Consider the following 18,671-nt stretch of genomic DNA (forward strand, 5'->3'; position numbering starts at 1 on the left):
CTCAGGAAGATCCAGCTCGTCAAAATTGAACTCTTCTTCGGACTCAGCTGACAAGTCGGCTTCAACTTGTTCTGGCTTAACGGACTCGGACGTTTCTAACGTAGGTTCGCCAGCCATAGACGCCAGTGCATCTTCTTCACTGAACTCTGGCAAATTGAGCTCATCAAAATTGAATTCATCTTCTGATTCAGCTGGCAAGTCTGCTTCAACCTGTTCTGGCTCAACGGACTCGGACGTTTCTAACTCCGGCTCATCCGCCATAGACGCCAATGCGTCTTCTTCACTAAACTCAGGAAGATCCAGCTCATCAAAATTGAGTTCATCTTCTGAATCGTTGGTCGACTCAGTTTCCGGCTCCAATTCAGGTTCATCCAGTAGCCAATCTTCTTCTTGTGGAACACCGAATTCATTTTCTATTGTATTTGGTGTCGGTGTGAAGGCTGGAATGTCTTCCTCTTGCTCAACGTGAGGCTGTACCTCAGCATCGGACTCCACGGATGGTTCTTGTGTTGAATCAGTATCGGTAGCCTCTTGTTGTAGTGATGAAGCTTCCTCTATCTCAGCTTGTGTTTTTTCAACTTGCTGCGGTAAGTCATCTTCACTATCAAATAGAGCGTCAAGTTCAGCAGAAAAATCCGCTTTTTCTTGTTCTGTTGGCAGAAGTTCTTCACTGTCTGACTCAAATAGGTCGTCTAGCTCGCTCATTAAAGGATCATTCTCTGGTGAGAGGTCCTCTAAATCACCAAGAAATTCATCGCTGCTAAATGGCTCTGAAGCAGCTTCTGGCTCGGTTAATGGTTGCTCTTCTGCAGCTTGTTGCGTGTCTGGTTGGCTTTCACTTAATAAAGCGTCGATGTCCAACCCAGACTCAATATCCGGATCTTCATGAGTTTGTTCTGACTCAACTACGGAAGATGGCTTTTCGCCGGCGTCTGACTCACCAAAACCAAGTGATTTCAGTAACTCTTCCTCTTCCGATTTATTCTGCTCTGGGCTCTCGTCCTCTCGAATCAGATCATCAAACGGATCTAAATCAGCTTCAGTCTCTTCATCAAGTTCAGAGGTAACATCATCAATGAGTTCATCCAGTAAGTCTGTGCTATCTGCGTCTAACTCTTCGATCGAGTCATCACCTTCAAAACCAGAGATTGCTTCTAGCTCGTTTAGTGGATCAAACTCGTCTGTGTCATCTTCATCAAAATCAATGAGTTCATCGAGTAGCTCTGTACTGTTTTCATCTAGAACAGGACCTTCATTGGCGTCAGCTTCTCGAACTTCCGATTCACTAGCCGGTTGTTCATACTGGGCCAATAGCTTATCGATATCGTCGTCAGATGCCTCTCCTACACTAAAGTCATCATCCGAAACGGGCTGTTTTAACTCAGGCTCATCAGTATCTAAATCGAAGTCATCGTTGCCAAGTTCAGCAAACAAGTCATCAAGCATATCCTGGTCGACAGTGTCACTTGGTAACTCTTCTGACGGCTCATCGGCTGCAAGTAACTCGGCAAATGCATCGTCTGAAAGCGAGTCTGATTTCTCATTCGCATCATCCGAAAGATCGAAGCCAGACTCATCGTCATCGAGCACTTCTAGTTCTGGAGCAACCTCATCTAAGGCTCGCTCCATTTCTTCTAAACCAAGCGCTTTTTCTTCGCCGTTGACTTGGATACCATTGTTCGATGACTCAAACTCATCCAGACCAACATCTAGGTCACCGTCATCGCCAATATCTGCAAATGGGTCATCGTCCCCTTCCAGATTGAAATCAAGTTCTTCATCGTCGAGGTTAGCAAAGACGTCTTCTTCTAAATCTGACTTCTCTTCTTGTAAAGACTGTGTGTTGATATCTTCATCTGCAAACAATTCATCATCAAGCGTGAGCTCTTCATCCAGCTCATCCGCCGCCGCTAAACCGATTGGCGCCGCAAGAGGATCAACGTTTTGCTGTTCCTGTGCAGCCGCTTCTTCTCTCGCTTTAGATCGTCGACCAAGCAGCATAACGACTAGCAAGGCGAGCAAAGCACCAGGAATTAATGCCGCAAGACCAACAAGCCAACCATTCGACAAAATTTTGTCCATGGTGCTTGGTTGCATGCGTTGTTGTTCAGCAAGGCGCTGGCGCTCTTCAGCAAGCAGTTTCTCGACTTCTGAGCGAATGCGTTCTTCGTCATTCAGTTCGCTTTTCAAAGTTTCGACTTCGCTTTGCACTTCTGACAGCATCAATCGAAGACGATGGTTCTTCTCTTCTAATGACTCTAATTCACTTTGTGAGCCTTGAAGTTTGTCCTTTAGCGCACTGACCTGCTTTTCTCCCTGCGGAGAGGTGGTTACTGGTGGCGCAGGGATGACGGGTATTGTTTTCGGAGTTGGTTTTGGCTCCGTTGCAGCCACTGTCTCTGGCTTAGCCGCAGGCTTGGGTTCTACTTTAATTTGTGGCTTTGGTTGCTCGGTGACTCGTTGTGCTGGCGTCGCTCTATTTGTCGGCTTCGGCTGTTTTAACTTAGCTTCATGCGCCTTCATAATCGCAACAGCTTGCGCTGTGGTCGCGCTTTGCACTTGCTCTAGAGAAGGTACTCGTAGCCGACTCCCTGGGATCAATTCATGAATGTTTTGGTTCTCAAACGCTTGAGGGTTAATTCGGTAAATGGCAAGAAGCGTTTGTTGAACGGTAACACCGCGTGAAGGTCGTAATTCTGAAGCGATCGACCATAGTGTTTGATTTTCACCAGTCGGACCAAAGAAACGTGACGGTTGAGTATTCGCAGGAGGAGCAGGTAATGCTCGCTCAATATCTTCAGCATAGCTCGGAGATGATTGCACTTCACCAGACGGTCCAACAAGACGAATTCCTTCGGCTTGAACCACTGATGATGTCTGAGTCGCGCTCATCAACACAAGGGCTGCTAACAAACGCTTATAATTTTGACGCATAGAAGGCTCAGTTTTGTGCTAAATACAATTTGAAATGGTGATCGGTTAAATATATCGGATATCGCATGCAAAACTATAGCGTTGAGAATAAAAAATGTGTGGCTCTCGCCATATTCGTACTAATCTCACACTATTTTGTTTCGTTCGTACAAAAAAGCCTCGCACTGTGCGAGGCTTTGAAATGAACTGTAAGCGACTTAGTAGTAATCGCGGATCAGAACTTCTGCGATTTGCACCGCGTTAGTTGCCGCGCCTTTACGCACGTTATCAGCAACAACCCACAGGTTTACGCCGCTATGATGGCTGATATCGTTACGGATACGGCCAACCATTACATGGTCTTTACCGCCCGCATCGCGAACTTGTGTAGGGAAGTCTTCACCGTGGAACACTTCGATACCGTCAGTTTGTTCAAGCAAGTTAACGACTTCTTGTGCATCGATAGGTGAACGAGTCTCAATGTGAAGTGCTTCTGCGTGACCGTAGAATACAGGAACACGTACACACGTTGGATTGACTGTGATTGATGGATCGTTAAAGATCTTCTGTGTTTCCCACACCATTTTCATTTCTTCTTTGGTGTAGCCGTTTTCCATCATTTGATCGATTTGTGGAATACAGTTAAACGCGATCTGTTGAGAGAATTGCTTCTTGTCTGCAGGCAGACCGTTTAGCAGCTTCGCCGTTTGACCTGCTAGCTCATCGATACCCGCTTTGCCTGCACCAGACACCGATTGGTAAGTTGATACGTTAATACGTTCAATACCCACCGCATCGTGAATTGGTTTTAGTGCCACTAGCATTTGGATGGTTGAACAGTTCGGGTTCGCAATGATGTTACGGTTACGAAACTCTGCAATCGCTTCTGGGTTTACTTCAGGCACAACAAGAGGAATGTCGTACTCGTAACGGAAGTGTGATGTATTGTCGATAACAATCACGCCTTCATCAGCGGCAATTGGAGCCCACTTGGCTGATAGCTCACCACCAGCAGAAAACAGTGCGATATGCGCTTGAGACCAATCGAACTCTTCTACGTTTTGAACGCGTACCGTTTTACCATTGAAGCGATAAGTCTTGCCTTCGCTGCGCTCACTCGCGAGTAGGAAGATTTCGCCTACTGGGAATTTGCGCTCTTGAAGCACATCCAAAATTGTTTCACCGACCGCACCGGTCGCACCTAAAATGGCAACATTATATTGCTGGCTCATTGACTTACCTCAATCTGAAAACCTAGTTCTGCTAATGGAGCAAGGTTACATGTTTTGTTACCCACTAGCGTGACAGCACTGTATTCACGGCGATCCCAGTAGTTTTTACGCATCAGGTCAAAAGCGCCTGGCTTACTGATTTCACGGCGGAAAAGAGCGTCATCTCTACGCACATCATAGATTAACTGCGTGATGTTATGCAGTGTTGCTTCGTCCCAAGCTCTGTCCAATACCATAGTAGGAACAGGCGCGGTTGGCAGTAAATCGCTGGCATGCGCACGTAATTCGTTATTTAAGAACTCACAGTAGCTGTTGAAAATCATCGTTGTACCGCGAGCTTTCCCTTCCAAGCCGTAGCCTGCAACGTGAGGGGTTGCGAATGCTAGCAGAGGCAGAAGCTCCATATCAACCTCTGGTTCAAATTCAAATACGTCGAGTGCCGCTGTAAAGCCATCATTTTTCAAAAGACGTTGCTTCAAAGCAGCGTTGTCAACGATGGGACCTCGAGCCGCGTTAATCAAAATTTGATCGCTGCGGAGACCATTTAATACCTTCTCATCAATCAAATGATGCGTTGGGTATGGGCCATCTTTGGTGATTGGCGTATGTAGTGTAATGATGTCTGAGCTTTCAATCAGTTCTGTCAACGGAGTAAAGCTACGAGGATCACCAGCCTCTTGTTTGAATGGGTCATTGATCAGAACTTTAATACCCATGCCTTTCAAACATTTCTCTAGGTAGCTACCTACTTGGCCTGCACCAATAATACCTACCGTCTTGTCAAATACCGAGAAACCTTGTTGCTGAGCGAGCACCATCATCACGCTGAACGCGTATTCCGCTACACCCACTTTGTTACACCCTGGCGCAGCAGTGAAGAAAATGCCTTTCTCTTTTAAGAGTGCTTGGTCAACATGATCCATGCCTGCCGTGGCCGTACCAACAAACTTCAGCTTGTTTGCTTTGCTGATCAGGTCAGCATTCACTTTGGTGACTGAGCGAATCATTAGGGCATCAACATCCACTAAATCATCGGCGGTCAGTGTACGACCTGGTTTTAGAATTACGTTACCGAGTTGGCTGAATAGCTCTTCAGCATACGGCATATTTTCATCAACAATAATTTTCATAGCGCCAGCGTTCTAACATCCATTTGTAAGAGTTCGTTTATTCGCAAGATGCGAAACTAAAGCGATTGTGCCCTTTTCCCGAAAAATCTCAAGATATAACACCAATAAACCTCAAGGAGGTAACTTCTATAGAATCAATTGACGGGAAGCCTAGAGAAAAGCAGAAACAGAGAAAAGAAAAAGCCCGGCTAAATAGCCGGGCAAAGTTCCAGAACAAAAGGATCCTATCCCGCTCTCCATGGGATAGAGTCTGCGTCTGTTCGATCAGTGTGACTGATCAAGCTCTGGAAACTGGATTGTTGGCGTTTACAGTACTCTCGCAAGGCGCCAACAAATTCAGTTAACCTTGGTACTTTTTAATAACCAAAGTTGCGTTTGTGCCGCCAAAGCCAAAGCTGTTTGACATTACGGTCGTTAGCTCTGCATCACGTGCTTCTGTCACGATGTCCAGACCTTGTGCTGCTTCGTCCAAGTTTGAAATATTGATGCTTGGAGCAATGAAGTTTTTGTCTAGCATAAGTGTTGAGTAAATTGCTTCGTGCACGCCCGCTGCGCCGAGTGCGTGGCCAGTCATTGCTTTTGTTGCAGAGATTGCAGGGCTGTTCTCACCAAACAATTGTTGGATAGCACCAAGCTCTTTCACGTCACCAACTGGTGTCGATGTGCCGTGCGTGTTGATGTAATCCACACCATCAACGTCTTGCATCGCCATCTTCATACAACGAATTGCGCCTTCACCTGATGGCGCTACCATGTCGTAGCCATCTGATGTCGCACCGTAACCTACGATTTCACCGTAGATTTTCGCACCACGTGCCAGTGCGTGCTCTAGTTCTTCAATAACCAGCATGCCGCCGCCGCCCGAGATAACAAAACCGTCACGGTCTGCATCGTATGTACGAGATGCTTTGTCTGGCGTGTCATTGTATTTGGTTGACAGTGCGCCCATCGCATCAAACATCATAGTTTGAGACCAATCTAGCTCTTCGCCGCCACCAGCAAAAACAATATCTTGTTTGCCTAGTTGAATAAGCTCCATAGCATGGCCGATACAGTGTGCAGATGTTGCACATGCAGAGCTCATTGAGTAGTTCACGCCACGAATCTTAAATGGCGTAGCAAGACAAGCAGAAACAGTAGAAGACATAGTACGAGGAACCATGTAAGGACCAACTCGCTTTACGCCTTTGGCGCGCATCGTGTCTGTCGCTACCGTTTGATTGTATGCAGAAGCACCGCCAGAACCTGCAACGATACCGGTACGATCGTTTGAAACCTGCTCTTCTGTAAGACCAGCGTCTGCGATTGCCTGCTCCATTGATAGGTATGCATAAGCAGCCGCATCACCCATAAAGCGCATCTGCTTACGGTCGATGTGTTCCGCCGGGTTGATTTTTAGGTCACCCCATACTTGCGAACGAAGACCGTGTTCTTTGAACTGCTCAGATGCAGTGATGCCAGATTTGCCCGCTTTAAGAGACGCTAGAACTTCTTCGACGTTGTTACCGATACTTGAAACAATACCCATACCGGTGATTACGACTCGTTTCATTATGACATTCCTATAATTCAAAAATCCGCTAGATGATAACTAAGATAGTCAGCAAAAGTGGTCAGCTTTCCCATAAATTCGTACAATCGCCCCATTCTTACCGCGCCAAATCACAAATTTGCACCATTATGACTTCAATAAAAAACGCAGAACTTGGTTGGAACGAAGCTGGTACTCCGGTTTCAGACCAATTTGATGATGTTTACTTCTCTAACGTAAACGGTCTTGAAGAGACACGCTACGTTTTCTTAAAACAAAATCATCTCCCAGAAAGATGGCAGGAATTTGACCAAAGACGTTTTGTCATTGGTGAAACAGGATTTGGCACGGGATTAAACTTCTTAGCAGTATGCCAGTGGTTTAGTGAGTTTCGTCGTCAGCATCCGGACGCAACATTGAAAGAGCTGCATTTTATTAGCTTTGAAAAATACCCATTAAGCAAAGCCGATTTAAAGAAGGCGCATGAAGCTTGGCCTGAGCTAGCTGAATACGCGGAAAAGTTACAAAAGCACTACCCTGCCGCTGTGCCGGAGTGTCATCGCATTGTTTTAGAAGACGGCGCAATCACACTCGACCTTTGGTTTGGTGACATTAAAGACTGCATGCCGCAAGTCCCATACAACGAACAAGGTTTGATTGATGCTTGGTTCTTAGATGGATTCGCGCCAAGCAAAAACCCAGAAATGTGGAACCAAGGCCTGTTCAACAACATGGCAAAGCTAGCCAAGCAAGATTGTACAGTTGCCACGTTTACCGCAGCAGGCTTTGTACGTCGTGGTTTGAACGAAGCTGGCTTTACAATGAAAAAGGTGAAAGGTTTCGGCACTAAGCGAGAAATGATCGCCGGCTCTATGGAGCAACGTGAAAAGCAGTCGAACCATCTCCCTTGGTTCAATCGCTCAGCATCTAGCAATCTTGATTCGATTGCCATCATTGGTGGTGGTATAGCCAGCGCGGCGTTAGCGAAAACGTTAGTTCGTCGTGGCCAAAACGTCACCCTTTACTGTAAAGACAAACAACCAGCCAAAGGAGCTTCAGGCAATCGACAAGGAGCCGTTTATCCACTGCTTAATGGCCCGCACACGGGTGTTTCACGAGTGTTTGCTCCTGCATTTTTGTTCGCACGTCAGTTTGTTGAACAAGCAGCACAAGAGATCGATTTTGATCATGACTGGTGTGGCGTGACTCAGTTGATGTGGGATGACAAATCCACAGACAAACTGGAGAAAATACTTGCGGGTAACTTCACACCAGAGCTCATTCACAAGCTGTCCGCCGAGGAGACTGCGAACACTATCGGGTTACCTATTGATATGGCATCTGTGCACTACCCAATGGGAGGGTGGCTGTGCCCTGCCGAGTTAACTCGTGGGTTAATTAAACAATTGGAGCAGACGTCGTTACTCTCAACAAAGTTTGAACACCATGTTGAGGCATTAGATTGGGATGAAAAGCGTCTGCTCTGGCTACTAACGGCGAGTGGTCAAACATTTGAGCACTCAACGGTTGTGATTGCGAACGGCCATGAGTTCCAGACATTGAGTCAAACCGCTTCCCTCCCAATGGGGCAGGTGAAAGGACAAGTCAGTCATGCGCCAGCAACCGAAACGCTGAGTCAGCTGAAAACGGTGTTGTGTTACGACGGTTACATGACTCCTGTTAACCCAAGTAATCAACACTTGTGTATCGGTGCAAGCTACGACCGCAGTCACCTTGACTACGAATTTGATGAAAACGCCCAAAAAGATAATGCGGAAAAGCTAGTGAAATGTGTACCAAATCAAACATGGGCAAAAGAGGTAGATATCACTGATAATCAATCTCGCCAAGGTATTCGTTGTGTTAGCCGAGATCACTTACCATTTGTCGGGAATGTGGGTGACTTTGAGACGATCAAAACGCAATACGCCAACTTACAAAATCAAAAAGCAGAAGAGGTAGAAACCATTCATCAGTACCCTAACCTATTCTGCTTCTTAGGTTTAGGATCTCGTGGACTGAGCTCTGCACCATTATTAGCTGAAGTGTTGGCCTCCCAGATCTGTGGGGACCCGCTGCCATTACCGGTTGATGTATTGACCGAACTTCACCCAAGTCGAATGTGGGTTCGTAAACTAAGAAAAGGCAAAGCCATTACCGAGCTGTAAGAGTATTCTCTCGTTTTAATTCCCGACACAGATACGTGTCGGGAATCGCTAACTCACTAAGTTGCTCGTACTGAGATTACTTCAGCAGTGCAACTGCCTGTTTCACTTGCTCTGCCACTTCTGGGTTTACAACCTTACCCGATTCCACGTCAAAATTTTCGTAGAAGCTCGGCACAGATAACGATGCCTTTACATCCGCGCCAAAAAATTGAGCAGAACCTGTCGCCGCCGCAAGAACACTTTGTGCACCACCGGGACCTGGGGAAGTTGCTAAATAAACGACAGGTTTGTTTTGAAATACATTACGCTCAATGCGCGTCGCCCAATCGAACAAGTTTTTATAGGCCGCTGGGTACGAACCGTTATGCTCTGCGAAGGAAACAACGAGAGCGTCAGCCTCCGCCAAGTCACGTAAAAACGCGACAGCCCCTTCAGCTTGACCTATTTCTTTCTCTTTGTCCTCGCTAAACATTGGCGCTTGATAATCGTTTAAGTCTAGAACATTCACTTGAGCGCCTTCGACTTGATTTGCTGCGTATGTAGCAAGTAGTTTGTTGATTGAGGTAGAGCTGGTAGATGCACCAAATGCGACAATTTTCATGGTTGTAATCCTTTGTTCACGTTTTATGCTGATAAGAATAAAAGTTGAACAGTTTCGCTACAACCACAAAAATTTTATTGAGAGGTTCGAATTTTTCGAAGTAGTAAATGACTAGGATTAAATAAAGGGAGAACGCTGCTTAGGGATTAAGCCTGAGCCTGGAGCTCTTGCCACAAATCACTGACAATCACGCGATCGGCCGGGCTTAACTCGGTACGCGAATCTTCTAAGCTGCTCTCAATGCGTGACTTCAGCTCAGCAATATCGCTAATCCCTTCTTCTTCACAAGACGCCGCGGATAAAGAGATGTGACCACGTAAATAACCACCAGCAAACAATTCATCGTCAGATGCTGTTTCAATTCGAGCATCAATCAGTTCCAGTAATTTTTCTTCAAATTCAATAATCATGGTGTATCTCTGAGGTTATTAGTGGTTATTTAACGCAAAAGTCCGACGCTTCCAGTGGCTTAGTTTGATAAAATGCGCGCAGGGCATCAGAAAGCATTTTCACTCGCAAAGGCAAGCCAACGTCCAAAATACCTAGCACTTCTTTATGCACTTTTTTCATAAAGCCGAGCCTATCTGGTTCAAAATCGCCGTGTAGATTGTCACAACTCACCGTAAAAGGGAAGCCAGCGCTTTGTGCCAGAATCCATTCATAAGCTTGAGGTCGCACTTCAACTTTCTCAAACTCCGCTTGAACTTCTGCTGTTCGCCCATCAGGTTCATACCAATAACCAAAATCTTCCAGCAAACGACGCTCTGGACCAGCCACACACCAATGCGAAATCTCGTGTAAAGCAGAGGCGTAAAAACCCCGAGCAAAAATAATCCGATGATGAGGGTGTTCATCATCAGCAGGAAGATAAATAGGCTCATCACCACCTAACTCTAATTTCGTATTAAATTGTTCTAAAAAGGTGTCATTAAAAATGGTGATTAAGTCTTGGTATTCGTGGGTCATCGTCGAGTTTGTACTTCAGTTTGACATGCGCTGCATATTGTCGCTGTTTTTAGCTATGAGGTAAAGGCAACCCCACATTTTTGGTTATTAGTTGAATTTATCTGAAGGTCGCTTTCTCCATACAATTTCTCATTCGTCAGCGTACTTATTTACCACTACACTCTCGCCTTATTTTGATGCCGTTCAAACCGCTATTTTTAAGCCGTTTGATTACAAGCATGTTGCTGGTTTTAATCACTTTTTAAGAGAGATAGAACCGTTTGTAAGTGTTGTTACTTCGCCTACGCTGATTCTCGTAGAACGTAGTGACTTTTTACGTTGAGTGTTTCCCTATGTTGCTAAGTGTGTTGTATATCATTGGTATCACGGCTGAAGCCATGACAGGTGCGTTAAGTGCTGGTAGAAGAAAGATGGACTGGTTTGGTGTTATGTTGGTGGCCAGCGCAACGGCCATTGGTGGTGGCACCGTACGTGACATTCTATTAGGCCACTACCCTCTTGGTTGGGTAAAAAACCCAGAGTTCCTTGCAATTACGTGTGTTGCAGGTGTGCTAACAACAGGTTTAGCGAAATGGGTGATTAAGCTGAAAGGTCTGTTCATTCGCCTCGATGCATTAGGTTTAATCGTGTTTAGTATCATCGGAACAAAAATTGCGATGGGCATGGGCTTGCACCCTGGTATTTGTATGGTTTCAGCGTTAGTAACGGGTGTATTCGGTGGGCTACTTCGTGACTTAATCTGTCGCCAAACACCATTGGTACTGCATGAAGAGCTTTACGCTTCTGTCGCTCTTATCGCATCAGGAATGTACTTAGCGCTATTAGAATTCAATGTTCCCGATGTCACTGCCACGATCATTACACTGGTTACTGGTTACATGCTGCGTATGGCTGCAGTGCGCTTTAAGTGGCGTCTGCCTTCTTTCCATTTGGAAACCGAAGGCTCGATTCATTAAGCAAAAACTACTTAAACAAAAAAGTTTGCCTGATAAAATTGTGCCACCCGCGATTCAGTGAGTGGCATAATTTTATATTCAGTCATCCTGAACAGCGACGAAGGAGCATGATTCAGGATCTATTATCCGAGCACTCTGTTGTCAGAGATGTTTCTTTCTCTTTTCATCGTGCTGAAATTAGATTCCTAGTCTCGCTATAGCTCGCTGGAATGACACAAAGCTCTTAAATCTTTGGAGTCTCGGTTTGTACGCCATGGTTTTGACCACGGTGGCGTAGTAAATGATCCATCACCACAATTGCCAGCATCGCTTCTGCGATAGGCACAGCACGAATACCCACACATGGGTCATGACGACCTTTGGTGATCAACTGAGTTGGTTCACCTTCTTTTGTGATGGTCTCACCCGGCACAGTGATACTTGATGTTGGCTTAAGCGCAATGTTAGCGACAATGTCTTGACCAGTCGAGATACCGCCAAGAATGCCACCCGCATGATTACTACCAAAACCTTCAGGAGCAAGCGTATCACGGTGTTGACTGCCTTTTTGGTTTACCACCTCGAAACCGTCTCCGATTTCCACGCCTTTCACCGCGTTTATGCTCATTAGTGCGTGCGCGATGTCTGCATCCAAACGGTCAAATACGGGTTCCCCAAGACCAACAGGCACGTTAGTTGCCACAACCTGGATTTTTGCGCCAATAGAGTCGCCTTCTTTTTTCAGGTCACGGATAAGTTGGTCAAATGCTTCTACTTTGTCAGCATCAGGGCAGAAGAATGCATTGTTCTCGATTTCGTTCCAATCTACCTTGTCGATAGATACATCACCCATTTGTGACAAGTAAGCACGAATCTCAACACCAAACTCATCTTTTAAGTATTTCTTCGCGATTGCACCAGCAGCCACACGCATTGCGGTTTCACGAGCTGAAGAACGGCCGCCACCGCGATAGTCGCGGATGCCATATTTTTGGTGGTAAGTGTAATCAGCATGACCCGGTCTGAACTTATCTTTGATGTCAGAGTAGTCTTTTGAGCGCTGATCGGTGTTTTCAATTAGCAAACCGATCGATGTGCCCGTGGTTTTGCCTTCAAAAACGCCAGAAAGAATTTTAACTTCATCCGGTTCACGACGTTGTGTGGTGTAACGTGATGTGCCTGGACGACGGCGGTCGAGATCGATTTGTAGATCTGCTTCTGTAATTTCCAACCCCGGAGGACATCCGTCTACGATACATCCCAGTGCGATACCGTGACTTTCCCCGAATGTCGTCACTCGGAAATGTTGTCCGATACTGTTTCCTGCCATTACTTCCTCAAGTTTTTATCGCCACGCTCTCTCAAAACAGAGCATAGCTGCTTTCCAATTCTTCGTGGATTCATAGTGGCTTTATTACGTTTTGATGTAAAGAGTTAATATCGACGAGGTATGCATAAAAAAAACACCGAGCATAAAGCTCGGTGTTTTGATGTTTAGTGCAAGACTCTATTAGTCTTTGTACAGTTTAAACTCTTCTGCACACTCAACCAGCTGGTCACGCGTTAGCATAAATACGCCATGACCGCCGTTCTCGAACTCAATCCAAGTAAATGGAATCTCTGGGTACTGTTCCATCATATGAATCATTGAGTTTCCGACTTCACAAATAAGAATGCCGTTATCTGTTAGATAATCTGGCGCGTTAGCTAGAATACGACGCACAAGTTTTAGACCATCCGTACCCGCAGCTAAACCAAGCTCAGGCTCATGCGTGAACTCATCTGGCAGGCTGTTCATGTCTTCTTCATCCACATATGGTGGGTTAGACACGATTAGATTGTATTTCTCTTTTGGAAGATCACGGAACAAATCAGAGCGAATTGGGAACACTTGCTGCTCCATACCGTGATCTTGTACGTTTTGCTCAGCCACTTGTAGAGCATCTGTAGAGATGTCGATCGCATCCACTTCTGCTTCAGGGAAAGCGTGCGCACAAGCAATCGCGATACAACCAGAACCCGTACATAGGTCCATGATGCGCGTAGGCTCTTCCACCAACCAAGGTTGGAATTCCGCTTGAATCAATTCGCCGATAGGAGAACGTGGCACAAGTACACGCTCATCAACGAAGAACTCAAGACCGCAGAACCATGCTTTGTTTGTTAGGTATGCTGTTGGCGTACGCTCGTTGATGCGTTTTACTACGCGCTCAACAATACGCAGACGCTCGCTAGTCGTTAGGCGAGAGTTCAATACGTGCGGAGGCACATCAATCGGCAAGTATAAGGTTGGCAGGATAAGCTGAACAGCTTCATCCCACGCATTATCAGTACCATGACCGTAAAACAGGTTCGCTGCATTAAAGCGGCTTACCGTCCAACGAATCATATCTTGAAGGGTATGCAGTTCCGATACCGCTTCTTCTACAAAAATCTTATCCAAAATTGCCTCCGAAAAGCGCTACAATACTGCCAATAAAGTTTATTAATGAAATTGTTTACCTAATGAGCAAAAAAGACACCGAGAACGATGACGATTTCGCCTTGTTTCAGGAAGCAGTACAGGGCGTAAAAAAGTTGCGACAGGATACCATAATCCAGCAACCAAAAAAAAATACTAAGCAAAAAGAAATCAAGCGCTCCAACCGTGAAGCGAGTGACTCTGAATTTTACTTTTCAGACGAGTTTGTCCCTCTATTAAACGATGAAGGTCCAACTCGTTATGCACGTGACGACGTCTCCACTTATGAAGTCAAACGTCTACGTCGTGGCGTGTATGTACCGGACGTGTTCCTCGATATGCACGGCATGACACAGCAAGAAGCAAAACGCGAGCTTGGTGCGATGATAGCCTATTGCATCAAAAACGAGATTCATTGTGCGTGTGTGCAACATGGTATTGGGAAACACATCCTGAAACAGAAAGCCCCACTTTGGTTAGCACAGCATCCTGACGTTATGGCTTTTCACCAAGCGCCACTAGAATTTGGTGGTGATGGTGCGTTGTTAGTGTTGCTTTCTATTCCTGAAAAGTAACAGGCTTGCTGTAGACACGACGAAACGAAAAGGCAGGGATCTCCTGCCTTTCTTATTCTGTCTCTAATTTGCAAACGCTTATTTTGGTTTAGACACTTATGGCGTAATATGCCAAAGCACTTCACCATTTTGTGTTTGTAAATCATATTCAATGCACACTAGCCCTGATGTAGGAAACATCGGTGGTGTCATGTCTTTTACAAACTCTGAAGTCAGATAACCGACCAAAGGCAAATGCGATACGAACAAAAGCGAGTCCAATTGTTCGACTTCGATTAATGCACTTGCGAAATCGAAGACATGCTCGGACTGGCCATAAGGTGTAATATCTTCACAAGTTTCAATGCTTTTTGCAGAGAAATACGCACTGATCTCTTGCCAAGTTTGTTGAGCTCTAATGTACGGACTCACCAACACTTTATCGAATTGCGCAAAACCCTGTTCTTTACAGGCTCTCGCAACCGCTTCTGATTCGACTCTGCCTCTTGGGGTCAATTGTCGTGCTGCGTCTGAATCTGCAAAATGCTCGGCTTCACCGTGACGCATGATGAATATTTTCATGTTATTTCCTAGGGATAGCTAACGCTACCAAAAGGTTGACTGCTATCTTTATTAGATAGACGGGGCTAACTTTAACAATGACGAAACAAAAATACTGATATAATTATCTGTTCATTATACCAATTCGCTTGTTAAAGATAGCGACTTTCTTAACAATCTATTAAAAGAATGTACTCAGTTCATCACACTATTTGACTGTGCAATGAGTTCAGAGCATTCACTCAAACAGTTCTTCCCCATACGCAAACGCGATGGGCCTGTGCAGAAGTCTACGAATAACAAAAATACGGCAAGCAGTATTTGTCGAAACGCAAACTTTGCGCCCCCCGCGAGGGGAGCCTAAATTACTGTAATGCGAAATCTGGAGACGCATCGTGCATCTAAGTCCTAACGATTCAAATCAATACCGCTACATTACCTTGAGCAATGAACTGCGTGTACTGCTGATTCATTCCGATACAGCTCAACAGTCGGCAGCTGCTCTGGCAGTGAACGTTGGACACTTCGACGACCCAAACGATCGCCAAGGTCTGGCACACTATTTAGAACACATGCTTTTTTTGGGTACGGAAAAATACCCTAAAGTGGGCGAGTTTCAAAGCTATATTAGCCAACACGGTGGAACAAACAACGCTTGGACTGGTACAGAGCACACTTGTTTCTTTTTCAATATTGCTCCAAATGCCTTTGAAAGTGCCTTAGATCGATTTAGCCAATTCTTTACCGCACCTTTGTTTAACGAAGAAGCATTAGACAAAGAGCGACAGGCTGTCGACTCCGAATACAAGCTCAAACTCAATGATGATTCTCGTCGCCTGTATCAAGTTAACAAAGAAGTCATCAATCCAGAGCACCCGTTTTCAAAATTCTCTGTCGGAAACTTAGATACTCTTGGCGACCGAGATGGTAAATCCATCCGCGACGAAATTGTGGAGTTTCACCACTCTCAGTATTCCGCCGATTTGATGACACTGACTCTATTTGGGCCACAGTCGCTCGATGAACAGCAAGCTTGGGTAGAAACCATGTTTGCCGACATCCCAAATCACCACCTTCGTGGAAAATCGATTGATGTACCGATAGGCACTGAGGAAAGCACGGGCATTTTGGTTCAAGTCGAGCCGCTCAAAGAGTTCCGTAAACTGATTCTCACATTCCCCATGCCGGGAATGGATGCGCATTATAGCGTGAAGCCACTCTCCTACTTTGCTCACCTGTTGGGTTATGAAGGAGAAGGCAGTTTGATGCTTCAACTCAAAGAAAAAGGCTGGATTACCTCTCTCTCAGCGGGCGGCGGCGCGAGTGGCAGTAACTACCGAGACTTTACCGTAAGCTGCACCCTGACGCCAAACGGCTTAGATCATGTTGATGATATCGTTCAAGCGGTTTTTCAATACCTCTCGATGATCAAACAAGACGGGTTAGATGAATGGCGCTATCTCGAAAAACAAGCGGTATTAGAATCGGCTTTCCGCTTCCAAGAGCCATCGCGCCCAATGGATCTCGTCAGCCATCTGGTGATCAACATGCAGCACTATCAACCGGAAGACACGGTTTATGGTGACTACAAAATGGCGGGCTACGATGAGGAGTTACAGCGTTCATTGCTGCGATACTTAACCATCGATAATGTACGCGTCACTTTGATTGCTAAAGGCCTGGAATACAACCGTACTGCCGAATGGTACTTTACCCCGTACTCCGTCACACCTTTTAGTGAAGACCAACGTCGTTTCTATCAACAAATCGATCCAAGCTGGCAATTCGTCTTACCGGAAAAGAACCCTTATATTTGCTACGATCTCGACCCCATGCCACTCGAAAATGGTGATTCACTGCCAGAGTTGATTGAGGATCTCGAAGGGTTTCGGCTGTGGCATTTGCAAGATGACGAATTTCGCGTGCCCAAAGGTGTCGTTTATGTCGCTATCGACAGCTCTCATGCCGTTGCATCACCAAAGAACATCGTCAAAACGCGCTTATGTGTAGAGATGTTCCTCGATTCGCTAGCAAAAGAAACCTATCAAGCAGAAATCGCAGGGATGGGTTACAACATGTATGCTCACCAAGGTGGCGTGACCTTAACCCTCTCAGGGTTCAGTCAAAAGCTGCCTCAGTTGCTAGAAATGATTCTGCACCGTTTTGCTTCTCGAGATTTCAGCCCTGCTCGCTTTGAAACCATCAAACAACAATTGTTACGAAACTGGAGAAATGCTTCACAAGATCGCCCTATTTCGCAGCTGTTTAACGCACTTACTGGGTTACTTCAACCCAATAACCCGCCTTTCGCAACCTTAGTCGAAGCGCTAGAAGAAATCGAAGTCGATGAACTCTCGGTATTCGTAGAATCCATTCTTGCAGAACTGCACGTTGAAATGTTTGTTTACGGAGACTGGCAACGCCAGCAAGCCCATGACATGGCTACGACCTTGAAGGATGCTCTAAGAGTTAACGAGCAACGTTATGAAGAGGCACTTCGTCCGCTCATTATGCTAGGTAAAAATGGCAGTTTTCAACGTGAGGTGCATTGTAATCAGCAAGATTCAGCAGTCGTTATTTACCACCAGTGCGAGGATATTGAGCCTCGCAGTATCGCGCTATACTCATTGGCCAATCACCTTATGTCGGCAACGTTTTTCCACGAAATCCGTACCAAGCAGCAATTAGGTTACATGGTAGGCACTGGCAATATGCCGCTAAATCGTCACCCTGGTATTGTACTGTATGTGCAGTCACCTAATGCAGCACCTGCCGAGCTGGTTACCTCAATCGATGAGTTTTTAAATGCCTTTTATATGGTGCTGTTAGAGTTAAACGATTACCAATGGCACAGCAGTAAGCGCGGCTTGTGGAACCAAATAGCAACGCCGGACACCACACTTCGAGGACGGGCTCAACGTCTTTGGGTTGCGATAGGAAATAAGGACACTGAGTTTAACCAACGTGACAAGGTACTGGCGGAGTTGAAGAAGCTGACGCGCGCAGACATGATTCGCTTCGTTGTGAACGAATTGAAACCTCGTACTGCAAATCGTTTGATCATGCACTCTCAAGGTCAAGCGCATTCGGAGGCTCCGCGCATCCATCTAGGACAAGAAATAGGATCGATTGAAGAGTTCCAACTTCGGCCAAAAGATTGCGGCTTGGGGTGATCTAGTTGCGCAGAAATAAAATTGTCGATTACTAGAATGAACCTACAAACCCATGAGGTTGTCGGTCTCATAGATTGAATCGGCACCATAATTGGCAGAAAATTGAAATTGCGCCATTGCGGCTTATGCTCTAATTACCAAACTAAAAATAACTTAATGAGGTAATCATGAAAAAAGCACTTTTACTTGTGGCTCTTATACTGCCATTGGCATCTGCTCACGCTGAAATCTCAGTCAAAGGCGATGGTTTCGAACTAAGTGACGACTGTGTGCGCCTTAGTGGAGACAATGTATCCATCAAATCAGATGATTGCTCTTCAAAGCAGTGGAATGATAAAGACAAAAAAGGTAATAGCAGCATTCATGGGGACGACAACCCTGGTAAAGGCCACAATAAAGATAAGAAAGACAAGAAGAAGTAACCATTTCTTCTTTATGAAAAAGGC

General features: G+C 45.6%; 15 protein-coding genes. 5 read left to right on the forward strand and 10 right to left on the reverse strand.

The window, feature by feature from the left end; translation table 11 throughout:
• The 4 genes from R7E29_RS03105 to fabB all read right to left on the reverse strand — a co-directional run.
• A partial coding sequence (locus R7E29_RS03105; RefSeq protein ID WP_318082397.1) for a FimV/HubP family polar landmark protein occupies nucleotides 1-2,934 on the reverse strand: 2,934 nt, incomplete at its 3' end.
• A 197-nt stretch (nucleotides 2,935-3,131) separates the two neighbouring features.
• Nucleotides 3,132-4,145 carry an aspartate-semialdehyde dehydrogenase gene (locus tag R7E29_RS03110; protein WP_005380562.1) on the reverse strand — a complete coding sequence of 338 codons (1,014 nt, stop codon included), beginning with the start codon at nucleotides 4,143-4,145 and terminating at the stop codon, nucleotides 3,132-3,134.
• Nucleotides 4,142-5,275: a 4-phosphoerythronate dehydrogenase gene (locus tag R7E29_RS03115; protein ID WP_005380560.1), complete on the reverse strand. Its 1,134-nt coding sequence runs from the start codon at nucleotides 5,273-5,275 to the stop codon at nucleotides 4,142-4,144. The genes R7E29_RS03110 and R7E29_RS03115 overlap by 4 nt, the downstream gene beginning before the upstream one ends.
• Before the next feature lie 340 nt (nucleotides 5,276-5,615).
• On the reverse strand, nucleotides 5,616-6,827 hold the full coding sequence (fabB, locus tag R7E29_RS03120; RefSeq protein WP_005380557.1) for a beta-ketoacyl-ACP synthase I: 1,212 nt from the start codon (nucleotides 6,825-6,827) through the stop codon (nucleotides 5,616-5,618).
• A 128-nt stretch (nucleotides 6,828-6,955) separates the two neighbouring features.
• Between fabB and mnmC the strand changes: the two genes are divergently transcribed.
• Entirely contained in the window at nucleotides 6,956-8,974 is a 2,019-nt protein-coding gene (mnmC, locus tag R7E29_RS03125) for a bifunctional tRNA (5-methylaminomethyl-2-thiouridine)(34)-methyltransferase MnmD/FAD-dependent 5-carboxymethylaminomethyl-2-thiouridine(34) oxidoreductase MnmC (RefSeq protein WP_053306684.1), read from the forward strand.
• 76 nt (nucleotides 8,975-9,050) lie between these two features.
• On the opposite strand, the gene R7E29_RS03130 is transcribed toward mnmC, so the two are convergent.
• The 3 genes from R7E29_RS03130 to R7E29_RS03140 all read right to left on the reverse strand — a co-directional run bounded on the left by R7E29_RS03130 (nucleotide 9,051) and on the right by R7E29_RS03140 (nucleotide 10,541).
• Complete coding sequence (locus R7E29_RS03130; protein ID WP_005380552.1) at nucleotides 9,051-9,575, reverse strand: NADPH-dependent FMN reductase; 525 nt, start codon at nucleotides 9,573-9,575, stop codon at nucleotides 9,051-9,053.
• Nucleotides 9,576-9,721: 146 nt separating this feature from the next.
• Nucleotides 9,722-9,985: a YfcL family protein gene (locus R7E29_RS03135; protein WP_033907374.1), complete on the reverse strand. Its 264-nt coding sequence runs from the start codon at nucleotides 9,983-9,985 to the stop codon at nucleotides 9,722-9,724.
• A gap of 25 nt (nucleotides 9,986-10,010) precedes the next feature.
• Complete coding sequence (locus R7E29_RS03140; RefSeq protein ID WP_005380546.1) at nucleotides 10,011-10,541, reverse strand: elongation factor P hydroxylase; 531 nt, start codon at nucleotides 10,539-10,541, stop codon at nucleotides 10,011-10,013.
• 332 nt (nucleotides 10,542-10,873) lie between these two features.
• On the opposite strand from R7E29_RS03140, the gene R7E29_RS03145 reads away from it, so the two are divergent.
• Nucleotides 10,874-11,497 (forward strand): trimeric intracellular cation channel family protein, encoded by a 624-nt coding sequence (locus tag R7E29_RS03145; protein WP_005380544.1) that lies wholly within the window; start codon nucleotides 10,874-10,876, stop codon nucleotides 11,495-11,497.
• A gap of 223 nt (nucleotides 11,498-11,720) precedes the next feature.
• Here the strand turns inward: R7E29_RS03145 and aroC are convergent, their stop codons facing one another.
• Complete coding sequence (gene aroC / locus R7E29_RS03150; protein WP_054576270.1) at nucleotides 11,721-12,806, reverse strand: chorismate synthase; 1,086 nt, start codon at nucleotides 12,804-12,806, stop codon at nucleotides 11,721-11,723.
• A 180-nt stretch (nucleotides 12,807-12,986) separates the two neighbouring features.
• A complete protein-coding gene (gene prmB / locus R7E29_RS03155) occupies nucleotides 12,987-13,919 on the reverse strand; it encodes a 50S ribosomal protein L3 N(5)-glutamine methyltransferase (RefSeq protein ID WP_005380541.1) in 933 nt (310 codons plus the stop codon).
• A gap of 62 nt (nucleotides 13,920-13,981) precedes the next feature.
• On the opposite strand from prmB, the gene smrB reads away from it, so the two are divergent.
• Nucleotides 13,982-14,512: an endonuclease SmrB gene (gene smrB / locus R7E29_RS03160; protein ID WP_005380539.1), complete on the forward strand. Its 531-nt coding sequence runs from the start codon at nucleotides 13,982-13,984 to the stop codon at nucleotides 14,510-14,512.
• 96 nt (nucleotides 14,513-14,608) lie between these two features.
• Here smrB and sixA read toward each other — a convergent pair whose 3' ends face one another.
• Nucleotides 14,609-15,073: a phosphohistidine phosphatase SixA gene (gene sixA, locus R7E29_RS03165; RefSeq protein WP_005380537.1), complete on the reverse strand. Its 465-nt coding sequence runs from the start codon at nucleotides 15,071-15,073 to the stop codon at nucleotides 14,609-14,611.
• Between the two features lie 374 nt (nucleotides 15,074-15,447).
• Here sixA and R7E29_RS03170 point away from each other — a divergent pair, with 374 nt between their 5' ends.
• Together R7E29_RS03170 and R7E29_RS03175 are read left to right on the forward strand one after the other, a co-directional pair.
• A complete protein-coding gene (locus tag R7E29_RS03170) occupies nucleotides 15,448-18,225 on the forward strand; it encodes an insulinase family protein (protein ID WP_017635935.1) in 2,778 nt (925 codons plus the stop codon).
• A 167-nt stretch (nucleotides 18,226-18,392) separates the two neighbouring features.
• Nucleotides 18,393-18,647: a hypothetical protein gene (locus tag R7E29_RS03175; protein ID WP_047104370.1), complete on the forward strand. Its 255-nt coding sequence runs from the start codon at nucleotides 18,393-18,395 to the stop codon at nucleotides 18,645-18,647.
• The last annotated feature ends 24 nt before the right edge of the window (nucleotides 18,648-18,671 follow it).

Source organism: Vibrio sp. Vb1729, assembly GCF_033338655.1.
GTDB classification, from domain to species: domain Bacteria; phylum Pseudomonadota; class Gammaproteobacteria; order Enterobacterales; family Vibrionaceae; genus Vibrio; species Vibrio alginolyticus.

Excerpts from the sequence above, each read along its gene's own strand:
- R7E29_RS03145 (WP_005380544.1), top strand. The coding sequence starts at position 10,874 with ATGTTGCTAAGTGTGTTGTATATCATTGGTATCACGGCTGAAGCCATG.
- R7E29_RS03110 (WP_005380562.1), bottom strand. The coding sequence starts at position 4,145 with ATGAGCCAGCAATATAATGTTGCCATTTTAGGTGCGACCGGTGCGGTC.
- fabB (WP_005380557.1), bottom strand. The coding sequence starts at position 6,827 with ATGAAACGAGTCGTAATCACCGGTATGGGTATTGTTTCAAGTATCGGT.
- aroC (WP_054576270.1), bottom strand. The coding sequence starts at position 12,806 with ATGGCAGGAAACAGTATCGGACAACATTTCCGAGTGACGACATTCGGG.
- smrB (WP_005380539.1), top strand. The coding sequence starts at position 13,982 with ATGAGCAAAAAAGACACCGAGAACGATGACGATTTCGCCTTGTTTCAG.
- sixA (WP_005380537.1), bottom strand. The coding sequence starts at position 15,073 with ATGAAAATATTCATCATGCGTCACGGTGAAGCCGAGCATTTTGCAGAT.
- R7E29_RS03175 (WP_047104370.1), top strand. The coding sequence starts at position 18,393 with ATGAAAAAAGCACTTTTACTTGTGGCTCTTATACTGCCATTGGCATCT.
- R7E29_RS03135 (WP_033907374.1), bottom strand. The coding sequence starts at position 9,985 with ATGATTATTGAATTTGAAGAAAAATTACTGGAACTGATTGATGCTCGA.
- R7E29_RS03140 (WP_005380546.1), bottom strand. The coding sequence starts at position 10,541 with ATGACCCACGAATACCAAGACTTAATCACCATTTTTAATGACACCTTT.
- R7E29_RS03130 (WP_005380552.1), bottom strand. The coding sequence starts at position 9,575 with ATGAAAATTGTCGCATTTGGTGCATCTACCAGCTCTACCTCAATCAAC.
- mnmC (WP_053306684.1), top strand. The coding sequence starts at position 6,956 with ATGACTTCAATAAAAAACGCAGAACTTGGTTGGAACGAAGCTGGTACT.
- R7E29_RS03115 (WP_005380560.1), bottom strand. The coding sequence starts at position 5,275 with ATGAAAATTATTGTTGATGAAAATATGCCGTATGCTGAAGAGCTATTC.